Genomic DNA, 15,682 nt, shown 5'->3' with positions numbered 1-15,682 from the left:
GCTACGTCACGAGCACCACGAGCAGCCCGACGCCGTAGGCGAGGGTCGCCGAACCGAGCACGCTCACCCCGATCGTCACCCGCCGGCGGCCGGTCGCGCCGAGCCCGAGGTCCAGCAGGATCGAGCGCAGCCCGAGCATCGCGTGCCAGACCACGGCGACCAGGAACAGGATCTCCACGGTCAGCAGCACCGGGTTGCCGAGGTAGTCGAGCACCGACTCGTAGTCGCGCAGCCCGCCGGGGGCGTCGACCACGAAGTGCTGCGCGACGAGGTGCACGACCACGAGCACCAGCAGCGCCGCGCCGGTGACCACCTGCAGGATCCAGCCCCAGCCGCCACCGGTCGAGCGGTGGGCCGGCGGGGACGCGTGGGCGGGCCCGCGCCCGTCGTGCTGCGGGTGCTTGAGGTCCTCGGGTGCCTCGGGGTGGCGCCGGATCTCCTTCCAGCCGCGCAGGTCGACGCTCATCGCTCACACCTCCCCGAGCAGCAGGACGCCCGCGGCCACCAGCACCACGACGCAGGCCACGACGGCCCACGCCGCCAGGACCCGCTGCCGGGTCACCGCCAGCCCGGTTCCCACGGCCGCGACCCGGACGCCGTTGGCCGCGTGCCACAGCACCGCGGCGAAGAGCACCAGGTCGACCGCGATGAACGCGGGGTGGCCGGCCAGCGAGAGGAAGGTCTCCCAGGAGGCCGGGCCGCGAGCCAGCAGGGACAGCACCCCCAGGTGCAGGAACAGGTAGCCGACCAGCACGAGTGCGGAGACCCGGTTGGCGAGGAACGCCCACGTCCCGGGCCCGCCGCCGGGTCGGGCCAGCCAGCCGCGGACGCCGCCTCGGTTGGCCGTCCGGTCGTTGCGCACGGTCATCGGGTCACCCCCGTCCTGCGGCGGCCCGCTCGCGCCGGCGTCCCGGCCCGGCGAGCTGCCGACGAGTCAGCGCACCACGCAGGTGCATGATCCCCTCGCCCGGGTCGGCCCCGGTGGGGCAGACCTCGGTGCACGCGAAGCTCAGGTGGCACCGCCAGCAGCCCTCGTGCGAGTCGACCAGGTCGAGCACCGAGCCCGGGTCGGCCCCACGGGGTTCGGCGACCAGCCGCCACGCGGCGCCGAGCGCGGCCGGCCCCAGGTAGGACGGGTCGGTCGCGCAGATCGGGCAGGCCGACACGCACAGCCCGCACTCCACGCAGTCCTCGAGGCGCAGCGGGGTCGGCAGGTCGGCGGCCGAGGCTCGGCTGACCCGGATCAGCGGGCGGCCGATCTCCGCGAGCACGTCGTTCAGCGGCGCCATGTCCACCACGAGGTCGCCCACGAGCGGTGCGTTGAGCAGCGGTGCCACGGTCACCGGGCCGGCCGGCAGGTCGTCGAGCTGCGTGACGCAGCCGAGCACCTCGGCGCCGTTGACCCGGACCCCGCAGGTCCCGCACGACGAGTGGCAGCACGAGTGCCGCAGCATCAGCGTCGGGTCGCTGTGCCAGCGCACCGAGCGCAGCGCGTCGAGCACCGTCGTCCCGGGTTCCACCGCGACGTCGTACTCGACGGTCTCCGGGCGGTCCCAGCCGGGCTTCCACCGCTGCACCCGCAGGATCCGCGGGACCAGCTCCGTGGCGCTCGGGACGCCGGCGCCGTGCGCCGCGCTCGTCGTCCCGGCTGCGGCGCCCTGGCCTGCACCGCTCGGTGTCGACGCGCCACCGGGCCCTGCACCGCTCGGTGTCGACGCGCCACCGGGCCCCGCACCGCTCGGTGTCGACGCGCCACCGGGCCCTGCACCGCTCGGTGTCGACGCGCCACCGGGCCCCGCACCGCTCGCGACCTCCGCAGCGGCGGGCTGGGGGTGGGCCGGTGCGGTCGCTGTCGCGCTGAGCGCCATCCGGCGGCCGGTCCGGTCCGCGGCGGTCTGCGGCGTGCGGGAGGTGCCAGCGGGGCCGCTCCGGGCGCTGCGCGAGTCGATCTCGGTCCGGTACGCGGTGTGCGGCAGCAGGAGGGTGTCGCGGGTCCGGCAGGTGGCCAGGATCCCGAGCCGCGTGCACACCACGTCCGCCGTGGCCTCGGCCATCGCACGCAGCGTGGTCGCCTTGCCGCCGGAGATCGTCACGAAGCCCTCGACGCCGTCCCGCTCGGCGTGGTCGAAGCACTTGAACGTGCGGGACAGCTCACGGCCGGTCGTGCTGCCGGCGTCGCCGATCAGCGGCCGGACCGCCGACCACGCGGCCCGCACCTCGACGTCCGCAACGGCGGGCACCAGCCGGGTGCCCTCCCGGAGCATGGTGTGCACGTGGTCGACCGGAAGGTGCAGGTCGTCCGGGTCCTCGACCACCCACGAGCTCGTGCCGATCACGGACAGCCCACGCTGCGGCAGCACGATGTCGCCGTCACCGGACTTGTGCAGGCGGTTGACCACCATGTCGCACAGCCGGCCCCGCACCGCGACCAGCACGCCGGGCGAGCACCGCAACGGCACCTCGACGCCGGCGAACGCCGCCACGTGCTGGGCCCACGGCCCGGCCGCGTTGACCACGAGGTCCGCGGCGAGCTCGTCCTCCTCGCCGGTCAGGTCGTCGCGCAGCAGCACGCCGGTGACCGTGCCGTCGGTGCGGGTCAGGCCGACCACCTCGGTCCACGGCCGGATCGTCGCGCCGTTCGCCTGCGCGGTCGCGAAGAACCGCAGCGGCAGCCGCATCGCGTCCATCGTCCCGTCGGGCACCTGGACGGCCGCCCGCACGGCGTCGCTCAGGCCGGGCTCGCGGCGGCGCGCCTCGTCGCCGGTGAGCACCTCAGCCGGGATGCCGCACGCGCGGCAGCCGTCGACGAACAGCGGCAGGTAGTCCATGTCCTCGTCGGTGATCGCCGCGAACAGGCCGTCGTTCTCCTCGAACGACCCGGGCGCGATCCGGCGCAGGATCCGGTTCTCCTCGATGCACTCCACGGCCGACTCGGTGTCGGAGACCGCGTAGCGACCGCCGCTGTGCAGCAGCCCGTGGTGGCGTCCCGTCGTGCCGGAGGTGATCTCGCCACGCTCCAGCACGGTGACCCGCATGCCCCGCAGGGCCAGGTCGTGCGCGACCGCGCCGCCGGTGCCCCCACCCCCGATCACCACGACGTGCGGACGATCCGAGAGGGGCGCTGCCGACATGGTCCCCACCTCCCCGACGAGGTGCGCAGCGCTTCCAGGCTATTCCCGGCGCCGGGTGCGGCGAGGGCCGATTGTCCTTGGTCAGGAGGAGCGCTCGCCGGCGCCGCGACGCCCGGGCCTGCCGAAGTGCGCAAGCGGCGTGCCCCCGGGCGTGGTTGTCACCGCTCGGGCGTCGAGCGAGGGGTTCTAGGCCGAGGTAGGGGTGTCTTGGCCTCTGTCTCGCGCCGAAACCCCTGCCTCGGGCAGGAGACCCTGCCTCGGGCAGGAGACCCTGCCTCGAGTCCGCGGCCCGAGGTCGGAGATCGTCTGCTCGTGCCGCTGCCGGGCGGCGCGCGGGCGTCAGTCGAGGAGCGGCAGCTCCAGGTCGTAGGCCAGGACGACGGCTCGGGCCAGCTCGAGCTCCTGGGCGGCGCTGAGGTAGCCGACGGTTCGGCCGAGCAGCGCGGTCGGGACGGTGACGACGTTGTCGAGCGCGATCGCGCACTCGTGATCCAGGCCGTTGTCCGGGCCGACCCGGACCTCGCTGGTCAGTCCTTTGACCGTGCTGGTGACGGGCGCGACCGTGACCTTGGTCATCGCGCTCCGGGATGCTTGCCGGGTCAGGACCAGGGCTGGTCGCGTCTTGTCCAGGTGGACCAGGCAGATCTCCCGCACCGCTCAGTCTCCGAGCTCGACGTGGGTCGTCGTCCACCGGACGAGGTCGTCCAGGTCGTCGGCCGGCCCCTGACGCCGGAGCGTCTGGGAGTCGTGCTCCGCCAGGAGCCGGCGCATCTCGCGTTCCACCGCCGATGCGACGAGCGCGGCGCGGCTCGGCGCCCTGCCTTCGGCGACCTCGCGGTCGAGGAAGGCCACCATCTCGTCGGGAAGCCGGACCGCGATCTGCGTGCTCATGTCGACATCATACCGACATGCATCCCATTCTGGGATGCATGCGTGGATGCGAACCGCTCCAGCCGGGAGCCAAGGTCACCCGGACCCGTGGACGCGTTCGGGTGCCATGCCGCAATCCGGCCCGGAGCGCACGGCGCGCCGGGCCGTACCGCCACCCCGTCAGACCGCAGCCTTCGCCTCCCGCGCGATGTGCCGCGCCGCCCGCATGCCGAACACCGTCGCCGGGCCGATGGTCGAGCCGGGACCCGGGTAGGTGTGGCCCATGACCGACGCCGAGCTGTTCCCCGTCGCGTAGAGGCCCTCGATCACCGAGCCGTCCTCGCGCAGCGCGCAGCCGTCCGCGTCGGTGAGAACGCCGCCCTTGGTGCCCAGGTCGCCGATCACCACGCGCACCGCGCTGAACGGGCCCTTCTCGAGCGGGCCGAGGTTCGGGTTCGGGTGCACGGTCGGGTCGCCGTAGTACCGGTCGTACGCGGAGTTGCCGCGGCCGAAGTCGCCGTCCACGCCGGTCCGCGCGAAGCCGTTGAACCGGTCGACGGTGGCCTGCAGCCGGGTGGGCTCGACGTCGATCGCCCGGGCGAGCTCGGCCAGCGTGCCGGCCTTGCGGATGATGCCCCGCTCGGCCATCGCCTTGGACGCGCGCGGGTCCATCGCCCAGCTACGCAGGTAGCGGCGCGCGTGGCGGACGTCGGCGACCAGCCAGTACGTGCCGTCCTTGTCGTGCGCGAGCATGTGATGCCCGAGATCGACGTAGGACTCGGACTCGTTGGCGAACCGGTCGCCCTTCGCGTCGATCATGATCGAGTAGGGCAGCGAACGCTCGCCGACCAGGAAGCCGGGGTCGGCACCGGGCAGGGCCATCGTCGACGCGCCCCACCACGCGTCGTCCATCAGCTCGAGCGCCGCGCCGACCTCCTGCGCCATGGCGATCGGGCCGCCGAGGCTGCCGGGGCTGCCGGACGGTGCGCCGTCGATGTGGTGGTACTTCTGCCGCCAGTCCTTGTTGTGGTCGAAGCCGCCGCCGGCCAGGACGACGCCGCGGGTCGCGCCGATCGTCACGGGCCGACCCTCGTGCTGGGCGCGGACTCCGACCACGCGGCCGTCCTCGACGATCAGCTCCTCGGCCGGCGAGCTGAGCCACAACGGCACGCCGAGCTGCTGCACCACGACGTCCAGGAACGACCCTGCCAGCGCCCCGCCGATACCGACCAGCCGCTTGCCGCGCACCAGTCCACCGACGACCCGGCCGGCGAACTGCGCGCCGCGCGCGAACCCGCCCGCCGTCGACCACGCGCGCTCCAGCAGCCACACGTCGTCGGTCTTCGCAGGCAGCGGCATCAGCGCGCGGCAGGTCGTCCACCACTCGCCGATCCGCTTGCTGTCGAACGGGACGTGCTCGATCGCGCGGCCGATCTTCCCGCCGGGCAGCTCGGGGTAGTAGTCGGGGTAGTCGGTGGCGCGGGAGAACTGCATGCCGTACTTCTCGGCGGTCAGGATCAGGTCGTCGATGCCGTCGACGAACGCCTCCTTGCGCTCGGGTGACGTCGCCCGGCCGACGTCACCGATCGTCTCCTCCATGTAGGTGAGCGCCTCGTCGCGCGAGTCCCCGGCGCGGTCGCGGCGCATGAGCGGGTTGTTGGGCAGCCACAGGCCGCCGCCGGACATGGCGGTGTTGCCGCCCCACTTGTCGGTGGACTCGAGCATCAGGACGCTGAGCCCGGAGTCGGCGGCACCGAGTGCGGCGGCGAACGCGCCGCCGCCGGAGCCGATGACGACGACGTCGTAGGTGTGGTCGAACGTGGTCATGGGGGCCTCCTCGAGTAAAACGGACACCCGAGTCCGTTTCTCTGAGGTAAGCCTGCCCTGCGCGCAGCAGGTGCGCAACGGGCGATGGTCGCAGGCCTGGCTAGCCCTCCGTGCCCAGCAGCTCCCGCACTCGCGGTACCACCTCGGTGCCGTAGAGCTCGATCGCGCCCATCAGCTCGGCGTGGGGCTGCGGGCCGTTGGCGTACTTGAGGTCGAACCGGTCGATCCCCAGGGTCCGGACGGTCTCGGCGATCCGCTGTGCGACGGTCTCGGGGGACCCCACGTACAGCGAGCCGGTGTCCGCCTCGGTCTCGAACTGCTCGCGGGTCATCTCGCCCCAGCCGCGTTCCTTGCCGATCCGGTCCCGGTTCGCCTTGAAGTGCGGGAAGAGCAGGTCGCGCGCCATCGCGTCGGACTCGGCGACGAATCCCGGGGAGTGCACCCCGACCGGCAGCCGGCCGTTCGGTGCGGTGCCGAGCTCGGCCACCGAGGTGTGGAAGAGCTCGACGAACGAGCTGAAGCGCTGCGGCGGCCCGCCGATGATCGCGAGCATCATCGGCAGCCCGTAGCGCGCGGTGCGGACCACCGACTCGCCGCTGCCGCCCACGCCGACCCACACCGGCAACGACCCGCGCTCGGTGGGCGGGTAGGCCTGCTCGCCGTGCAGCGCCGGGCGGGTCCGACCGCTCCAGGTCACGCCCCGCTCGGTGCGGAGCTCGGCCAGCAGCCCGAGCTTGTCCTCGAACAGCACCACGTAGTCGGCGAGGTCGTAGCCGAACAGGTCGAAGCTCTCGGTGAACGAGCCCCGCCCGACCTGGATCTCGGCGCGGCCCGCGCTCAGCGCGTCGAGCGTCGCGAACCGTTCGTAGACCCGCACCGGGTCGTCGGTGGACAGCACCGTGACGCCGGAGGCCAGGGTGATCCGCTCGGTGCGCGCGGCGACGGCCGCGAGCACCACGTCCGGCGAGGAGATCGCGTAGTCGTCGCGGTGGTGCTCGCCGAGGACGAAGTGGTCGACGCCGACCCGGTCGGCGAGCGTGCCCTGCTCGACGACCGCGCGCAGCACGCGGTGCATGGGGACCGGTGCACCGCTCGGATCGGTCGAGACATCACCGAACGTGCCGAGGCCGAACGTGGGCGAGATCACGTCACAAATCCAACCACTCGACCTCGGGCCAGCGGCAGGCCTGTCTCAGGACGAGCGTTCCAGGATCTCCAGCACCTCGTCCCGGGTCAGCCGGATCGGGTTGCCCGCCATGCTGCTCGCGGCGAGCGCAGCGTCCGCGGTGCGCTCGTGCTCGTCGGGGTCCAGCCCGAGGCTCGCCAGCCCGGGGACGCCGAGCAGCTCGACGGTCTCCCGGATCCAGGCAACGCCGTCGGCCACGCTCGCCGACCGCTGCCCCGTCATGATCCGCGCGGCCTCGAGGTACCGGGCGAGCGCGGGGGAGTCCGGCTCGCGCTCCTCCAGGGCGCGCACGTTGACCTCGGTGGTGGTGGCCAGGACCGCCGCGCACAGCGCGCCGTGCGCCGCGCCGGTCGCGCCACCGAGCGGAGCCGCCAGACCGTGCACGGCGCCGAGCTTGCTGTTCGCGAGCGCCATCCCGGACAGCAGCGCGGCCAGGCTCATGTCGGTGCGCGCCGCCAGGTCGCCGCCGTCGGCGAACGCGTGCCGCAGCCCGCGCGACGCGCGGCCCAGGCCCTCCCGGGCGAGAGCGTCGGTGATCGGGTTCGCCTTGATCGACGTGAGCGGCTCGAGGCACTGGGTCAGGGCGTCCAGGCCGGCCGACGCGGTGACCCCCGGCGGGCAGGTCAGGGTCAGCTCGGGGTCCACCAGGGCGAGCGCCGGAAGCATCGCGGGCGAGCGCAGGCTGGCCTTGACGCCGTGCTCGGGCGACAGGATCGGGGCGTTCGCGGTGACCTCCGCGCCGGTACCGGCCGTGGTCGGCACCGCGACCACCGGCACCGATGTGGTGGGCAGCGGCACCCCGGCGCCGATCACCTCGAGGTGGTCCAGCACGTCGTGGCCGCTCGCCAGGAGCACCGCGATCGACTTGGCCAGGTCGATCACCGAGCCCCCGCCCCAGGCCACCACGACGTCGGGGCGGGCCGCCCGCGCTGACTCGACCGCGTGCTGCAGGCCCTCGACGGTCGGCTCGCCGGTCCACGGCACCAACGTGGGAGACGCGAGCTCGGCCAGTGGGCCCGTGCCGGGGTCCGAGTGATGCCCGTGGACGACGAGCACCCGCTCGCCGAGGCGCTCGACCAGCCCGGGCACCTGCTGCGCGGTGCCCGCACCGACGACGATCCTGCTCGCGGTGCTGAACGTGAACACGGCTTGCCTCCTGGTGCGGGGCGGGCGGGTCGCCCACCGATGGTCAGTCTGCGCGGTGTCGCCCGGGCCGGCCCAGGTCCCAGGTCCACAGCCGCACCGCCCAGACCAGCGTGCCACTGGGCATGTCGAGCACGTCGCTGACGGTGCCGGGGATCCACGAGGCCTGGGTCGCGACCACGGCACGCTGACCGGGGTCGGGCGTCTGGACCGTGGTGATCCCTTCGAGCGGCACGGTGGCCAGGCGTCCGTCGGACGCGACGTGGCCGTGCAGCAGCGGGATCGACTCGGGGCCGTCGAACGGGGCCGCGAGCAGCGTGGTGCCGTCCAGCGGCGCAGGTGGCAGGTCGAGCTCGACGTGCACGCCGTCGGTGCGCCGCACGTAGCCGACCGACCGCGACGTGCCGTGCCCGGTGACCACCCACGCACCCGGTCGGAGCCGCGCGGGGTCGGGCGCGTCGGCCACCCGGCCGAACGGCAGCCCGGAGCGGGCGTGCGGGTGGTCGGCCAGCCACACGTGCGGCGCCGGTGCCTCCCGCCGCTCGGTGCGCGGCGGTGGGCCGGCGTGGCGGGGTGCACCGGCGTCGCCCGGCTGCGAGCCGGCCGCACCGGACGGGCCCGGGCGGGTGCCTGGTCCCCACGAGGAGCCGGCCGGACTGTGGGCGCTCGCGCCCCGAGCCCCGCTGCCCGCGCTGGTCCTGCCCGCCGCGAGCTCGGCGTCGTAGCGCGCCCGGGAGCCGGGGTCGGACAGCACCTGCCAGGCGGCCTGCACCATCCGGAACAGCACCGGGTGCCCGTCGCGGTCCGGGTGCGCGCGCCGCAGCGCCCGGCGGTACGCGGTCCGGAGCTCCTCGGCGGACGCGTCCGGGGGCACGTCGAGCACCTCGTAGTGCGTGTACGACGTGTCCGGCAGCATCCCGTCCCCTCCGCGCGGTGAGACGAGCGTAGAACGCTGCGGGGGCTACGGCGTCGTCAGCATGGGCGGCGTACGTTCGGGCGTGCCCACCGCGGCGGTGCCGGTTCGGGGCGGCGTCAGCGCGCAGCCGCTGCGCTGGGTGACCGTCCAACCCGTGGCAGAGCCGACGTGCTCCGCCGCGACCACCTCGTGCGTGAGCACGTCGCCCGAGCCCAGGACCTCGGGCACGGGCAGCGGGCGCAGCAGCACGATCTGCGACGCCGAGGCGGACAGCACCCACCACCCCGCGAGGTCGCCGAGGTCCATGCCGGACCGCTGCTCGGCCTCGTCGAGCGCGGCACGTCGGTCCGCACCGAGGGCCTCGGCGGTCGTGGGGTCGGCGAGCGCCGCGACCGGGACGGATCTGCCCACGCACAGGTAGGCGTCGACCGCTCCCGCGTCGCTCGCGCCGCGTCCCAGGCCCGCACCGGCGCACGCGGCGACGGTGATCGTGCCCACCACGGCGAGCGCGCCGACCAGCGTCTGCGCACGTGTCGTGATCACACCTGGTCTGTGTCGCGACCGGGGGTCGTTCTTGCGCGAGGAGCGTGCGGGGCGAACCCGGCGGTGGCTACCAGAGCCGCTCGACGGTGCCGCGGTAGAGCATCGGACCGCCCCCCGCGGACGGTGTGAAGTCCTCGGTCGAGGTGTCGCCGGTGAGCGTGAGACCCAGCGCCTCGAGCTCGAACGACGCGATCAGCCGCATGAGGTCGTCCCGCTCGTGCCAGATGTTCGGGTCGCCGAACACGTGGTCCCACACCGCCGGCCCGACGGGGCCGTACAGGATGGGCCGACCCGCGCCGTAGAGGATGATCTCTCCGCGGTGGCGCTGGTTCTGCGCGTCGAGGATGACCGACAGGTGTACGCGGTCGACGTCGCGAAGGTCCTTGCTGTGGCTCTCACGCATGGAGCCAGCGTGCCGGGACCGCCGCGTGCCACCGCGGAGGCGCGCGGACAGCACGCAGCACCGCACCGGCAGTGCCGAGCGGTGCTGTCGAGGTGCTGGGAGCGGCGGGGCGGCCGACACCAGGGGCGACGTGTCAGCCGACGTGCCGGCCCCGGCTCAGCCGAGGTACCCGGGCCGGCCGAGGCGCCAGGGGGCGGCTCAGCCGCCGAGGCCCACCAGGCCGCCGAGCGCGGCAGAGGCGCCGAGGCCGATCGCGATCCAGGCGAGCATGCTGCCGACGAGGTACGCCGCGAAGCGAGTCTTCTTCGCCGCGGAGCCCTCCCAGCGCGGTGCCGGGGCCCAACGCACGGTGTTCAGTGCGTGCCATTCCTGGTTGACGGCTGCGGGCTGGTGGACAGGGGCCTGGATCGTGGCCACGGTGCGCTCCTGGGGTGTGGGCGTGCCAAAGGCGTCGGGGGTGCCCGACCCTTCAAGTATCGGTGCTTGATCGGCTCGGGTTGAGCACCCTGCGTCGCCGTGGAACGGCCCATCTCAGCCCGCGGGACCGCACGCACGGGCGGCCTTCGCCGCGGCCGCCCCGTGGCCACCACCGGCGCGCCGCCGAGCGGGCGAACCTGCTCACTTCCTTGCTCGCCCGCGCCGATACCGGGGTGTGCTGATCCCGGTCCGGCCGACGAGCCCGAGCGGGCTCGCCGTCATGCGCCGGGTCGCGATCGCCTACTTCGCCGCGGTCGGCGTCATGACGGTCGCCCTGCCGGTCTTCGTGCCCCACTCCACCGCTTCCGCCGTGGCGCACCGCGCTGCAGGCGTCGCGCTGCTGGCGTGTGCGGCGACGCTCGTGGTCAACGGCCGTGCGTCGCGGGCGAGCATCGAGGTGCTCGCCGTCGCGAGCCTCGGCCTGGTCGGCGTGCTGGTGTGGCTGTCCGAGCCGGTCGGGATCGAGCCGTGGCTCGCGCTCGGCCCGGTGCTGCTGCTCGCGGCGTTCTCCGGCACACCGGCACTCGTCACCGGACTGGTCGTGATGGTCGTCGCGATCGGGTGCGGCATCGCGCTGCGGGACCTCGCCCTCGTGCGGCTCGACCTGCTGGTCGGTCCGACCGTGGGGGCGCTGCTGCTCGCACTGGGCGTGCGGATGCTGCGCGCCGGCCCCGGTGCCGGGTCGCCCGACGGCGACGGTGCCCCACTGGATCTCGCGCGGCTCCGGCCCCGCCTCGAGACCCTCGCGGAGGCCGCGATCGCGGCGGGGGACCAGCTCGCGGTCGCACTGGTCGCTCCCGCCGGGGCGGGCGGCCCCGACCAGCTGCGTGCCACGGTGCGCGTCCTGGCCGAGCGCTCTCGCTCGGACGACCTGGTCGCCCTGCTCCCGGAGGGCGTGGCCGTCGTGCTGCCCGGTGCCCGGCCGGCCGACGCCATCGTCTATGCGGCACGGGTGACCCTCGCCGCGGATGCCGCGGAAGGGCTGCCCGACGGCGTGGTCGCGGGGGTCGGCACCATGAGCGACGCCGCGGACACCACGGACGTGCTGCTGCGCCGCGCGCGCCGCGCGCTGCGGGCCGCGGCCGACGCCGGTCCGGGGCACGTGGCCGTCCACGGGCCCTACGGTGCCGCGGTGCACGTCGCGGCGGACGTGGCCGCGGTCCCGGGCTCGGGCGGCCGCGACCGCGCCTAGCCCGAGTCCACCTGCCGCGGGCGACCGGGTCGGGTGCGGCGAGCTGCCGCAGGGCGGCCGGGTCGGGGTGCGGCGAGCGCGGCTAGCTCGCCCGGTCCGCCTGACGCAGCCGCTCCAGCTCGGCACGCCGCTCGGCCTGCTCGACCGGGTCCGGCACGGGCAGCGAGGCGAGCAGCCGCTGGGTGTACGGGTGCTTCGGTGAGCCGAGGACCTCGTCGCCGGTGCCTTCCTCGACGAGGCGACCGCGCCACAGGACGGCGATCCGGTCGGCGAGCATGTCCACGACGGCCAGGTCGTGGCTGATGAACAGCGCGGCGAAGCCCAGCTCGCGGTGCAGCTCGTCGAACAGGTCGAGCACCCGGGCCTGCACGGACACGTCGAGCGCGGACGTCGGCTCGTCGGCGATCAGCAGCTCGGGGTCCAGCGCGAGGGCCCGCGCGAGGCTCGCACGCTGACGCTGACCGCCGGACAGCTCGTGCGGGAACCGCGCCCCGAACGCGCGCGGCAGCTGCACGGCCTCGAGGAGCTCGTCGACCCGGGTGCGGGCGTCCTGGGCGTCCGCCGCGCGGCCGTGCACGACGAGCGGCTCGGCGACGCACTCGGCGATCGTGAGCAGCGGGTTGAAGCTGGTCGCCGGGTCCTGGAAGACGAACCCGATCTTGCTGCGGACCGGCCGGAAGTCGCGCTCGTGCACGCCGTGCATCTGCACGCCGAGCACCTCGAGCGACCCGCCGGTGACCTTCGTCAGGCCGGCGATCGCGCGGCCGATCGTGGTCTTGCCGCTGCCCGACTCGCCGACCAGGCCGAGCACCTCGCCCGGCCGGATGGCCAGGTCGACGCCGTCGACGGCCAGGAAGTCCGGCTGACGGAACCGACCCGGGTAGCTGATCCGCAGTCCCTTGGCCTCGACCACGGGGGTCTGCTCGGCCCAGCCGTCGCTGCGGCGCGCGGCCCGCTCGTGCGCGCGGGCGAGGCCCTCACCGATCCGCGGCACCGCCGCGAGCAGCTGCTGCGTGTACGGCTCGCGGGGGTTCGCGAACAGCTCGCGGACCGGCGCCTGCTCGACGAGCTTGCCCTGGTACATCACCGCGACCCGGTCTGCGAGGTCCGCGACCACGCCCATGTTGTGCGTGATCAGCACGATCGCGGCGCCGAACTCGTCCCGGCAACGACGCAGCAGGTCGAGGATCTCGGCCTGCACGGTGACGTCGAGGGCGGTGGTCGGCTCGTCCGCGACGATCACGCCGGGGTCCAGCACGAGCGCCTGCGCGATCACGATGCGCTGCTTCTGCCCGCCGGAGAACTGGTGCGGGTAGTGGTCGATCCGCTCCTCCGGGTCGGGGATGCCGACCCGGCGCAGCACGTCGATCGCCTTGGCCCGAGCCTCGGCCTTGGTGTACTTGCCGTGCGCGCGCAGTCCTTCGATGATCTGCCAGCCGACCGGGTACACCGGGTTCAGGGCGGTCGAGGGCTCCTGGAACACCATCGCGACGTCCCGGCCACGCACCTGCCGGAGCCGCTGGCCGGACATCTGCACGACGTCACCCTCGCTGGCGCCGTCCTTGCTGGTCAGCATGACCGCGCCGCGGATCCTCGCGGTCTCCGGGAGCAGGCCGAGGATGGTCTTGGCGGTGACCGTCTTGCCGCTGCCGGACTCGCCGACCACGGCGAGCACCTCACCCGGGTGCACCGACAGGGTCACGCCGTCCACGGCCTGCACCTGGCCTGCGTCGGTCGCGAAGCTGACCGCGAGGTCGCGGATCTCGACGACGTCGCTCATCGCTGCTCGCCCTCCTGCTGCGCGTCGGGCAGCTCCACGCCGAGGTCCTCGACGGGCTCGGGGCCGGCGGCGCGCTTGCGCAGCCGCGGGTCGGCCAGGTCGTTGAGGCTCTCGCCGACCAGTGTCAGGCCGAGCACCACCAGCACGATCGCGAGGCCGGGGAAGATCGACGTCCACCAGATCCCGGCCGTGACGTCCGAGAGCGACTTGTTCAGGTCATAGCCCCACTCGGCCGCGGCCGTCGGCTCGATACCGAAACCCAGGAAGCCCAGGCCGGCGAGCGTGAGGATCGCCTCGGACGCGTTGAGCGTGAGGATCAGCGGCAGCGTCCGGGTCGCGTTGCGCAGCACGTGGCGGGTCATGATCCGGACGTGCCCGGCGCCGATCACCCGCGCGGACTCCACGAACGCCTCGGCCTTGATCCGGATCACCTCGGACCGGGTCACCCGCAGGTACTGCGGGATGAAGATCACCGTGATCGACAGGGCCGCCGCGAAGATGCCGCCCCACATGCTCGACTGCCCACCGCTGATCACGATCGCGAGCACGATCGCCAGCAGCAGGGACGGGAACGCGTAGATCGCGTCCGCGATCATCACCATGATCCGGTCGAGCCAGCCGCCGAAGTAGCCGGAGATCAGGCCGAGCAGCACACCGACGAGGATCGATGCGGTCACCGCGACGATGATCACCAGCAGCGCGGTGCGCGAGCCCCAGATCACCCGGGAGAGCACGTCGTACCCGCCGACGGTGGTGCCGAGCCAGTGCTCGGCGGACGGCGGCTGCTGCGCGCCGAACGGCCCGGAGTCCGAGCGGAGCTGTGCGTAGCCGTACGGCGCGAGCAGCGGTGCGAAGGCAGCGGTGAACAGGAAGAACGCGGTCAGCACGAGGCCGCCGATGAGCATGCCGCGCTGCAGGCCGACGCTCTGGCGCAGCTGGGTGACGATCGGCAGCCGGCTCCAGCGCGAGCGCCGCTGCACGGCGTCGCCGGTGGTGGGGGTGGTCGCGGCCATGTCAGTACCTCACCCTCGGGTCGATGAGCGCGGCGATGACGTCGACGATGAAGTTGGTCAGGGCGACGATCACCGCGAGCATCACGACGATGCCCTGGACGGCCACGAAGTCGCGGGCCTGCAGGTACTGCGCGAGCTGGAAGCCCAGCCCCTTCCACTCGAACGTCGACTCGGTCAGCACCGCGCCGCCGAGCAGCAGCGCGATCTGCAGGCCGATCACGGTGATGATCGGGATCAGGGCCGGCCGGTAGGCGTGCTTGCGCAGCAGCCGGCGCTCGGCGACGCCTCGCGACCGTGCCGCGTCGACGAAGCCGGCGCCGAACGTCGAGATCACGTTGGTGCGCACGAGCCGGAGGAACACACCTGCGGTCAGCAGGCCGAGCGTGAGCGCCGGCAGGATCGCGTGCGTGAGCACGTCACCGACCACTGCCGGGTCACCGGTGCGGATCGCGTCGATGAGGTAGATGCCTGTCGGGTTGTCGACCTTCTGCATGGTCAGCTCGGCCCTGGTCGAGGCTCGACCGGCGACCGGGAGCACGTCGAGCCAGACCGAGAAGATCAGCTTGAGGATCAGGCCGGCGAAGAACACCGGCGTCGCGTAGGCCAGGATCGCCGAGACGCGCAGCACGGCGTCGGGCGCCTTGTCCCGGTGGTACGCGGCGAGCCGGCCGAGCGGGATGCCGATCGCGAACGCGACGATCAGCGCGTAGAACGCGAGCTCGAGCGTCGCGGTGCCGAAGGTGAGCAGCACCTCGGTGACCGGGCGATGGTCGGACAGCGTCGTGCCGAAGTCACCGCGCAGGATGCCGCCGAGGTACTCCAGGTACTGGGTGATCAGCGGGCGGTCGTAGCCGGCGGCGTGGATCCGCTCGGCCAGCTGGTCGGGTGGCAGCCGGCCACCCTGGGACGCCGTGATCGGGTCACCCGTGGTCCGCATCAGCAGGAACACGGTGGTGACCAGGATGAACACCGTCGGGATGATGAGCAGGGCTCGCACGACGATGTAGCGGCCGAGCGACCCTCCGGACTCCTTGGTGCTGGTCTCGGGGGTCTCCTGCTCGAGGGTCGTGCTCATGGGTGGATCCTGACTGGCCTCGGGGGCCTGGGGGACGATGCGGGCCGGACGTGGGGGGGGGGGGGCCGGGGGGGGGGGGGGGGCCCGCCCCCGCGGCGGGGGCGCCGCGCCCCGGGCGCCGGGCGC

Annotated in this window: 16 protein-coding genes; 1 reads left to right on the top strand and 15 read right to left on the bottom strand. The window is 73.8% G+C overall.

The window, feature by feature from the left end:
• Window position 1: 1 nt before the first annotated feature.
• The 12 genes from OEB99_RS19555 to OEB99_RS19500 all read right to left on the bottom strand — a co-directional run bounded on the left by OEB99_RS19555 (window position 2) and on the right by OEB99_RS19500 (window position 10,436).
• Window positions 2-466 (bottom strand): succinate dehydrogenase/fumarate reductase transmembrane subunit, encoded by a 465-nt coding sequence (locus OEB99_RS19555; RefSeq protein ID WP_263578986.1) that lies wholly within the window; start codon window positions 464-466, stop codon window positions 2-4.
• A 3-nt stretch (window positions 467-469) separates the two neighbouring features.
• A complete protein-coding gene (locus OEB99_RS19550) occupies window positions 470-868 on the bottom strand; it encodes a succinate dehydrogenase/fumarate reductase transmembrane subunit (RefSeq protein WP_263578985.1) in 399 nt (132 codons plus the stop codon).
• A gap of 4 nt (window positions 869-872) precedes the next feature.
• Window positions 873-3,131, bottom strand: a complete 2,259-nt coding sequence (locus OEB99_RS19545) for an FAD-dependent oxidoreductase (RefSeq protein ID WP_263578984.1) — start codon at window positions 3,129-3,131, stop codon at window positions 873-875.
• A 339-nt stretch (window positions 3,132-3,470) separates the two neighbouring features.
• The gene (locus OEB99_RS19540) at window positions 3,471-3,785 is read right to left on the bottom strand and encodes a type II toxin-antitoxin system PemK/MazF family toxin (protein ID WP_263578983.1); all 315 of its coding nucleotides are present in this window, start codon (window positions 3,783-3,785) and stop codon (window positions 3,471-3,473) included.
• 3 nt (window positions 3,786-3,788) lie between these two features.
• Window positions 3,789-4,022 (bottom strand): ribbon-helix-helix domain-containing protein, encoded by a 234-nt coding sequence (locus OEB99_RS19535; RefSeq protein WP_318011444.1) that lies wholly within the window; start codon window positions 4,020-4,022, stop codon window positions 3,789-3,791.
• A 159-nt stretch (window positions 4,023-4,181) separates the two neighbouring features.
• Window positions 4,182-5,828 carry an FAD-binding protein gene (locus OEB99_RS19530; protein WP_263578982.1) on the bottom strand — a complete coding sequence of 549 codons (1,647 nt, stop codon included), beginning with the start codon at window positions 5,826-5,828 and terminating at the stop codon, window positions 4,182-4,184.
• 100 nt (window positions 5,829-5,928) lie between these two features.
• A complete protein-coding gene (locus OEB99_RS19525; protein ID WP_263579001.1) occupies window positions 5,929-6,984 on the bottom strand; it encodes an LLM class flavin-dependent oxidoreductase in 1,056 nt (351 codons plus the stop codon).
• 36 nt (window positions 6,985-7,020) lie between these two features.
• Window positions 7,021-8,160: an iron-containing alcohol dehydrogenase gene (locus OEB99_RS19520; RefSeq protein WP_263578981.1), complete on the bottom strand. Its 1,140-nt coding sequence runs from the start codon at window positions 8,158-8,160 to the stop codon at window positions 7,021-7,023.
• A 43-nt stretch (window positions 8,161-8,203) separates the two neighbouring features.
• Window positions 8,204-9,073: a J domain-containing protein gene (locus OEB99_RS19515; protein WP_263578980.1), complete on the bottom strand. Its 870-nt coding sequence runs from the start codon at window positions 9,071-9,073 to the stop codon at window positions 8,204-8,206.
• A 45-nt stretch (window positions 9,074-9,118) separates the two neighbouring features.
• Complete coding sequence (locus OEB99_RS19510; protein ID WP_263578979.1) at window positions 9,119-9,616, bottom strand: hypothetical protein; 498 nt, start codon at window positions 9,614-9,616, stop codon at window positions 9,119-9,121.
• Between the two features lie 67 nt (window positions 9,617-9,683).
• Window positions 9,684-10,019, bottom strand: coding sequence for a hypothetical protein (locus OEB99_RS19505; RefSeq protein ID WP_263578978.1), 336 nt, complete (start codon window positions 10,017-10,019; stop codon window positions 9,684-9,686).
• Between the two features lie 198 nt (window positions 10,020-10,217).
• Complete coding sequence (locus tag OEB99_RS19500) at window positions 10,218-10,436, bottom strand: chemotaxis protein CheW (RefSeq protein WP_263578977.1); 219 nt, start codon at window positions 10,434-10,436, stop codon at window positions 10,218-10,220.
• A 235-nt stretch (window positions 10,437-10,671) separates the two neighbouring features.
• Between OEB99_RS19500 and OEB99_RS19495 the strand changes: the two genes are divergently transcribed.
• Entirely contained in the window at window positions 10,672-11,688 is a 1,017-nt protein-coding gene (locus OEB99_RS19495) for a hypothetical protein (RefSeq protein WP_263578976.1), read from the top strand.
• 82 nt (window positions 11,689-11,770) lie between these two features.
• On the opposite strand, the gene OEB99_RS19490 is transcribed toward OEB99_RS19495, so the two are convergent.
• The 3 genes from OEB99_RS19490 to OEB99_RS19480 are packed head-to-tail and all read right to left on the bottom strand — an operon-like array spanning window position 11,771 to window position 15,556.
• A complete protein-coding gene (locus OEB99_RS19490; protein ID WP_263578975.1) occupies window positions 11,771-13,468 on the bottom strand; it encodes a dipeptide ABC transporter ATP-binding protein in 1,698 nt (565 codons plus the stop codon).
• Window positions 13,465-14,481 (bottom strand): ABC transporter permease, encoded by a 1,017-nt coding sequence (locus tag OEB99_RS19485; protein ID WP_263578974.1) that lies wholly within the window; start codon window positions 14,479-14,481, stop codon window positions 13,465-13,467. The genes OEB99_RS19490 and OEB99_RS19485 overlap by 4 nt, the downstream gene beginning before the upstream one ends.
• A 1-nt stretch (window position 14,482) precedes the next feature.
• Window positions 14,483-15,556, bottom strand: coding sequence for an ABC transporter permease (locus OEB99_RS19480; RefSeq protein WP_263578973.1), 1,074 nt, complete (start codon window positions 15,554-15,556; stop codon window positions 14,483-14,485).
• Between the last annotated feature and the right edge of the window lie 126 nt (window positions 15,557-15,682).

This window comes from Actinotalea endophytica (assembly GCF_025717005.1).
Taxonomy (GTDB): Bacteria; Actinomycetota; Actinomycetes; order Actinomycetales; family Cellulomonadaceae; genus Actinotalea.
This window is presented reverse-complemented; position numbering and strand designations above follow the sequence as displayed.

Bases quoted from the DNA above. Each gene is read 5' to 3' on its own strand.
- OEB99_RS19555 (WP_263578986.1), bottom strand. From the start codon at position 466: ATGAGCGTCGACCTGCGCGGCTGGAAGGAGATCCGGCGCCACCCCGAG.
- OEB99_RS19550 (WP_263578985.1), bottom strand. From the start codon at position 868: ATGACCGTGCGCAACGACCGGACGGCCAACCGAGGCGGCGTCCGCGGC.
- OEB99_RS19545 (WP_263578984.1), bottom strand. From the start codon at position 3,131: ATGTCGGCAGCGCCCCTCTCGGATCGTCCGCACGTCGTGGTGATCGGG.
- OEB99_RS19535 (WP_318011444.1), bottom strand. From the start codon at position 4,022: ATGAGCACGCAGATCGCGGTCCGGCTTCCCGACGAGATGGTGGCCTTC.
- OEB99_RS19530 (WP_263578982.1), bottom strand. From the start codon at position 5,828: ATGACCACGTTCGACCACACCTACGACGTCGTCGTCATCGGCTCCGGC.
- OEB99_RS19515 (WP_263578980.1), bottom strand. From the start codon at position 9,073: ATGCTGCCGGACACGTCGTACACGCACTACGAGGTGCTCGACGTGCCC.
- OEB99_RS19505 (WP_263578978.1), bottom strand. From the start codon at position 10,019: ATGCGTGAGAGCCACAGCAAGGACCTTCGCGACGTCGACCGCGTACAC.
- OEB99_RS19490 (WP_263578975.1), bottom strand. From the start codon at position 13,468: ATGAGCGACGTCGTCGAGATCCGCGACCTCGCGGTCAGCTTCGCGACC.
- OEB99_RS19485 (WP_263578974.1), bottom strand. From the start codon at position 14,481: ATGGCCGCGACCACCCCCACCACCGGCGACGCCGTGCAGCGGCGCTCG.
- OEB99_RS19480 (WP_263578973.1), bottom strand. From the start codon at position 15,556: ATGAGCACGACCCTCGAGCAGGAGACCCCCGAGACCAGCACCAAGGAG.